This window comes from Desulfobacter sp. UBA2225 (assembly GCF_002348205.1).
Taxonomy (GTDB): Bacteria; Desulfobacterota; Desulfobacteria; order Desulfobacterales; family Desulfobacteraceae; genus Desulfobacter; species Desulfobacter postgatei.
In genome coordinates this window covers 1-6,614 of record NZ_DDYV01000187.1, presented here as the reverse complement: position 1 = coordinate 6,614, position 6,614 = coordinate 1, and the positions used below count along the sequence as shown (strand labels likewise).

The following is a 6,614-nucleotide window of genomic DNA, read 5'->3' as shown; positions in this document are numbered from 1 at the left end:
AGGTGGTTACGACCAGGCAGGCCGCCCCCTCGCCCATGACATATCCGTTGGCATCATTGTCAAACAGGCTGGGTTCCGTTTCCGCCAGAATACCCAGGCGTTTGAATGCCAGCAGCACCCCGGGATACAGGTTGGTGTCCACCCCCCCGGTGAGCACGGCATCGAGATTGCCTGCGCGCAAATTTTTAACCGCCATGTTCAAGGCCATGGTGGCGGATGCACATGAAGCATCCACCACAAAATTGGTTCCCTGGATGTTATAATGTTTGGATATGCGTGCAGACACAATGTTTGACAGCATCCCGGGGATGCTGTCCCCGTTCATGGGCGGATACTTTTTGCCTAAAAGATCTCCCACGTGGTCTGCAATGGCTGAAAGGGTATTTGCATCCACGTCCGGGATGGACCGAATCATGCGCTGGAGCAGCGGAGTCCGGGTGCTGATAATAGATTCAACATTCCGGGTCCCGGAAATTGTACCCAGGATGACGCCGATCCTGTTACCTGCGGTCAGTTTGTCATTCATGCGGGCTTGTTCAAGGGCCTGGCCTGCGGCATCCAGGCCGAACAACTGGGCCCGGTCGATGTATTTAATGGCTGAAGGCGGAATCTTAAAGGTTTTCGGGTCCAGAATAAAATCGTCAACAATGCCGTTTTTCATCATGGGCAGGTGAAAGCCCGAATTTTCGTCCTCTTCGGCATAGCACGCATTGGCCATGCGATCGGACGGCATGGGCTGGTAAGCCTTTTGCCCGGAAACCATGACATCCCAGAATGCATCTTTATTTTTGGCCTTTGGCAGAACAACACCCATGCCGGAGAAAACGATCCTGTCATCATTGGGATCATGGTCCAGATCCGTAAATATTCCACGGGACAGTGTTGTCTCTGACGCGTTGAATTCGCTGACCACGGCATGGTAGTTAATCCCCCCGAATCCGTAGGCGCTTACCGCTGCCATGCGCGGGCCACTGACCGGCGCATCCCAGGGTTTGGCATCTCCCAGGACAAACAGGGATGAATCCGTGATGTCGATTTTCGGAGAGATGTTCTCAAATGCGCCGTTAGGGGGCAGAATCTGATGGTTTAGAGCCAGCAATGTTTTTATCATGCCGGCCATGCCGGCAGCCCCGAGCGAATGACCGATCTGGGATTTAATGGATGATACGCCAATGGATGCGCCTGCGTCATAGACCTGGCGCAGGGTCTCCATCTCCACGGCATCCCCGACTTTTGTGCCGGTTCCATGGGCTTCAATAAACTGCACCATGCCGGGGGAGAATTCTGACTTTATTTTTTCATGACAGCGTTGAAATGCTAATTTCTGCCCTTCTTTATCCGGAGCTGCAATACCCTTGCCTTTTCCGTCGGAAGATGAGGCAATACCCTTGATAACACCAAGGATGGTGTCTTTTTCCCGGATGGCATCTTTGAGACGTTTCAGGATCAGTACGCCGGCCCCTTCGCCCAGGATAAATCCGTCAGCCCGTTCATCAAATGGAAATGACCCGTTGGCGGACAGGGTACCCATTTTGCAGAATCCCACAAATGATTCCGGCGTCAGGTTGCTGTTGACACCGCCTGCAATAACCATGTCATGGGCCCCGCTCAAAAGCTCATGAATTCCGCACTCAATGGCCGCAAGGGCTGTGGCACATGCGGCATCCACGACGTAATTGATGCCGGTAATGCCCAGATGATATGCAATGCGGGCCGCTTCCATGTTCAAGGTGACACCGTGCACAGGCTCGTAAATCGAACCCTGGGACATTTTTACGCGTAGCCGGTCAATGATTTTATTTTGCTCCGCTTCGGACAAGGCATTGAATTCAGGCATGCTGCGCAGGTAATTTTTAACTTCCGGAAAAAAATATTTAAAATGCAGATCAGATGCCATTTCATTGCCAAGACATGTGGCCACAACAACCGCCGTACGGTTCTGTATTTTTGTTGCAAGCCGGTTGTCATCGGCTAAAAGTTTTGCGTTTTCCACTGCCTGGTAAGCGGCATGCAAAAGCATCTGCTGGCTGCGGGACAATTTGGATGCCTTGGACGGTGCATACCCGAACCGTTCACTGTCAAATTGAAAATCATTCACCAGGCCGGCAATCTGTGTATAGGACTTGTTTTCGGCCTTTGGATCGGGGTCGTAGTAGAGGGATTCTTCCCATCTATTGTCAGGTACCTTGGAAATACTGTATTTTTTATCAAGGATATTCTGCCAGAAGGCATCTGTGTCATGGGCGTCGGGAAACACACATCCCATGCCCACCACAGCAATATCATCATTGATCTGACCGTCTGCGGAGAAAAGGACTTCAAGGGCATCAAGCCTGGCAATCAGCGCATCCTTTTTCAGGAACAGTTCCTCATGGATCCGGGCAATGGTGGTTTGGGTTTCAAAAAAACCAAGGCCTTCGCCGGTCATGAAATTACCGTTTGACCGTTGTTCTTCTTCGGTGTACAAAATCCATTGACCGTCGTTTTTATGATTGAAATCAGGGGTTTTGCCTTTGGCGCTGATGAGAAGTGAACCTAAATTATCCTTTTCAAAGGCGCTTTTGCGTTCGCCTAAGTTCATGGTGCCATCTGCCAGACGGCAATGCTCGTTTTTCATCATCTGGCCGGCAAAGGTCGTGTCGGCGGTACGGCAGTTAAGCCCCACGGTGGAACCGATGATGGTGGTGCATTTATGTTCCTGAACCACCTGCTGGTAGACGGATGTTAAGGCGCCTGTTTCAACAATCTCCTTCGTGAACAGATAGGCTGTGCCTATTTGAATGCCGATCTTTACCCCTTCCTTTGCCAAAAGCGCAGTCATGGCGGATATGAAATGGGACCCGGCTGCGCTGATAATGCCCCCGGCAAACAGGACGCTTACATCCGGTCGTTGATCCGAAGGAAGATCCAGCAGGGTTTCAATGCTCAGTTCCCACAGCACCATACTGGACAAGCTGCCGATATGACCGCCGGCTTCATTGCCTTCCAGAATAAAACGCCTTGTCCCTTTTTCAAACGCATTTTTCAGGACGCCGGGCATGGGGGTGTGAAGGTATGCCCGGGTGCCGCAGGCTTCCAATTCATTGATCTGGGACGGAATGCCGCCGGCAAAAAGCGCAAACGGGGTTTTCTTTTTTTTGATCAGCTCCAGATGATGATCCAGGGTGGGGTTAAAGGCTTTGATGCCGATCATGCCGGCACCAAATGCGGGCAGGTCATCTGATTTTTCCGGCAGGATTTGGTCTGCAATCTCTACGGGAAGGCTGCCCAAAGCAAAAAAGGGCAGACCGCCGTTTTCGTAAACCGCTTTGGCAAATTCTTTGTTGTCGGAAATGTTGGCCATGGGCCCCTGGGTGATGGGAAAGCGGGTGCCATGGGCCTTTGCCAGGGATGTATGTTCCGTTAAGGGATCAAATTGCTCCACAGCATTCAGGGCATCTCCCACAGAAGAGAACAGGGCACGGATCATCTGTTCCAGGCGGCTGCCGCGCTTTGCAAAGTGCCGTGCAAACGAGGCGTCCTGGCCAAGATAGAACAGGGACTGCATGGGGGTGTCATGGTCCTGGCCCAGAGATGCCATGTTTTGTTCAATTTCAGTTTTAATGAAATCCAGGTTCTGTCCCTCTGCTTTTTTAATGCTGATTTTTTTGATCAGCTCCTGGACAATTTTTGTCCCGGGTTTGGCAAATACCCGGTGTTGTGTATTGCCGCTGCCGTCTAAAACGACGGTGTCGGTCTCTTCCATCTTTTTAAGAACCGCTTTAAACGCCTCGGAAACCGGTGCGTCTTCGGCCAGATAGAGCTGGTCATCCAGAACCAGGCCTGCAGCCCCTGCGGCAAAAAATCCCGGTGCCGTGTGGAACCCTACGCCGCCGTGGACAAAATATGGCAAGTCGCTTTTTTGGCCATAATACTGGCTGAGCATGAAGCTTGACGCGGAAGAGGTCCTGCCGCCGGCTTCCCTGCCTTTTAAAATAATCCCATGGGGATTGATGCCTTTTAGGATGGTTTCAAGTCCGGATTCATAAATTTCCATCATCAAAATCTCAGCGCTTACGGCTTGTCTTTTGATGAGTGAATCCGGGTTATGGTAGGCAACAATGACACATTCGGGCAGATCTGCCGGGTGCTGTTCAAAATAATCCCATATCTCTTCATCCTCCGCATAAATACGGATACCGTGGCGCAAATTTTGATTTTTAAGCTGCCCGATCAGATCAGAAAGCTTTGACGTGCCTATAAATTCAGTATCCAGAACAGGCATGGCACCGGCCAGCCAGATGTTTTTAAAAAAATCGAGGTCATATGTTTTTGGGGGATGATATGCCAGCAGGGGCAGACGGGTGGTCAGTATTCTATTAAGCACAGGGCTTCTCCTTGTTGTTTTTCGGTGTTATCCGGCAAGATGCAAACAAAGATCGTGCCACTCTTTTGTAATATCATGACAACGCACTGAATATATGATAAAAATAAATATTATTGATCTAAAAATAAAATTTCAGCCATAAATCATTGTGCAAAAATTGTATTCATGTCATACAATCATTGAACAACAACTTAACCATCCAATCGAAATATGAAAGAAGTAACCGCTTTTCAGCCCGAAGAACTGGATTTTTTCAAATGCGTTCATTACGCCGGTGCCGCAAACCCCTTCGGCAGAGAGCGGGTTCTGCGGGAAGCCGAAATTGCAGGAGTTTCTCCGGATAGCCCCAAAGAGATCAGGGTGCTTAAAGCGTGTCAGGCCGTGGGGCATCGACTGGCCCAGGTGGAAAAGCGCGGCAGGATCAATCTTCATGCCTTCAAGGGTGAAGAACAGTATTTTTTACGGTCTGCATTGCTCTTTCACTTTTTTCATCTGTTCAGAAAACAGATCGACACGCTGATCACACGTCAGCTTGATAATACTGAAGAGTCCCTGGACGTGCATTTTGCTCCGGAGGCCCTGACCCTTCTGCGCGGTTGGGGATTCGGTATTGAGGAGAGCAGACGCTTCATTGCCCTGGCGTACCAGTTTCGCCGGGCTTATTATTTTATTTTCCGGCATCTGGTGGGGCGCAGCCAATGTATGCAGCAGCTGCGGCGGGATCTGTGGCAGAATGTATTCACCCACGACATCCTTATGTACGACCAGTATCTATGGGATCGCATGGAAAATTTCTCCACCCTGCTGTTTGGTGAAACCGGTACGGGCAAGGGAACCGCAGCCCTGGCCATGGGGCGTTCCGGCTATATCCCCTTTGATGAAAAGGAAAACAAGTTCACCCATAATTTTGTGAATACCTTCACCACGCTCAATATCAGTCAGTTTCCTGAAACCATTATTGAATCTGAGCTGTTCGGCCATGTGCGCGGCGCATTTACAGGGGCCATCAAGGACCACAAAGGGGTTTTCAGCCGTTGCAGCCCCAATGGATCCATTCTTCTGGATGAAATCGGCGAGTTGTCCACCCATGTTCAGATAAAACTGCTCAATGTGCTTCAGGAGCGGGTCTATTCACCCGTGGGAAGCGATGAAAAACACCGTTTTCACGGCAGGATCATTGCCGCCACAAACCGCAGCATCCGGGAGATCCGGGAAAAGAAGATATTCAGGGATGATTTTTACTATCGCCTATGTTCCGACATTATCACGGTGCCGCCCCTGTACAAAAGGATTGCACAAGATCCCGAGGAGCTTTCGGATCTTCTGGCACACACGGTGACCCGTATTGTGGGGCAGCCATCCCCGGAAATCGTCTCGCGTGTGCTTAAATATATTGAAGGAAGCCTTACCCTTTCATATCCATGGCCGGGAAATGTGCGGGAATTGGAACAATGTGTCAGGCGTTTGGTGCTTCGCAATGCCTATGAAACCAATGAGACACCTGCGTCCAAAGCAGATTCGTTAACCCGGCAGATTCAAGAAGGGCGTCTCAGTGCCCAGGACCTGCTCATCCACTATTGCACAAGCTTGTATGAAAAACACGGCACCTATGAGGCAGTTGCCCGCATTGCCGGGCTGGACCGGCGGACGGTGAAGAAGTATATTGATTCCCAGGACCAGGTTTATTAAAATAAACATATAAGGAAAAATCCATGTCAAGTTCATTTGGAAAATTGTTTCGCGTGTCAACCTATGGTGAATCCCACTGTCCCGGGGTCGGCGTGGTTGTGGACGGTTGCCTGCCCGGCATGTCTTTGACTGAGCCCGATATCCAGTGCCAGCTCGACCGCAGACGACCGGGCCAGAGTGCCGTGTCAACGGACAGGCAGGAGTCGGACCGGGTGGCCATCCAGTCCGGCACAGAGCGCGGCCTTACCCTTGGCACGCCCATCAGCCTGTTTGTGCCCAATAAGGACCAGCGCCCAGGAGATTATAAATCCATGGCAGATGTGCCAAGGCCCTCCCATGCGGATTTCACATACCAGTCAAAATATGGTATCCGGGCCTCTTCCGGCGGCGGCCGTGCTTCTGCCCGGGAGACAATTGGCCGGGTCTGCGCCGGGGCCATTGCCGAGAAAATGCTAAAAACCGCACTGGGTATCGATATTGTGGCCTGGGTCAGCCAGGTGGGGCAGATCAAGGCGCCGGAAACAGACGGATTAAATCTTACCCGGGCCATGGTGGATGC

At 51.1% G+C, this 6,614-nt stretch carries 3 protein-coding genes; 2 read left to right on the top strand and 1 reads right to left on the bottom strand.

Features of this window, described 5'->3' with window-relative positions; translation table 11 throughout:
• Window positions 1–4,366: beta-ketoacyl synthase N-terminal-like domain-containing protein (locus B3D59_RS09645; protein ID WP_286819357.1), on the bottom strand; the 4,366-nt coding region annotated here is incomplete at its 3' end.
• 210 nt (window positions 4,367–4,576) lie between these two features.
• Between B3D59_RS09645 and B3D59_RS09640 the strand changes: the two genes are divergently transcribed.
• Both B3D59_RS09640 and aroC read left to right on the top strand, forming a co-directional pair.
• Window positions 4,577–6,055 carry a sigma-54-dependent transcriptional regulator gene (locus tag B3D59_RS09640; RefSeq protein ID WP_286819356.1) on the top strand — a complete coding sequence of 493 codons (1,479 nt, stop codon included), beginning with the start codon at window positions 4,577–4,579 and terminating at the stop codon, window positions 6,053–6,055.
• Between the two features lie 23 nt (window positions 6,056–6,078).
• The coding region (gene aroC / locus B3D59_RS09635; RefSeq protein ID WP_286819352.1) for a chorismate synthase at window positions 6,079–6,614 on the top strand (536 nt) is incomplete at its 3' end.

Excerpts from the sequence above, each read along its gene's own strand:
- B3D59_RS09640 (WP_286819356.1), top strand. The coding sequence starts at position 4,577 with ATGAAAGAAGTAACCGCTTTTCAGCCCGAAGAACTGGATTTTTTCAAA.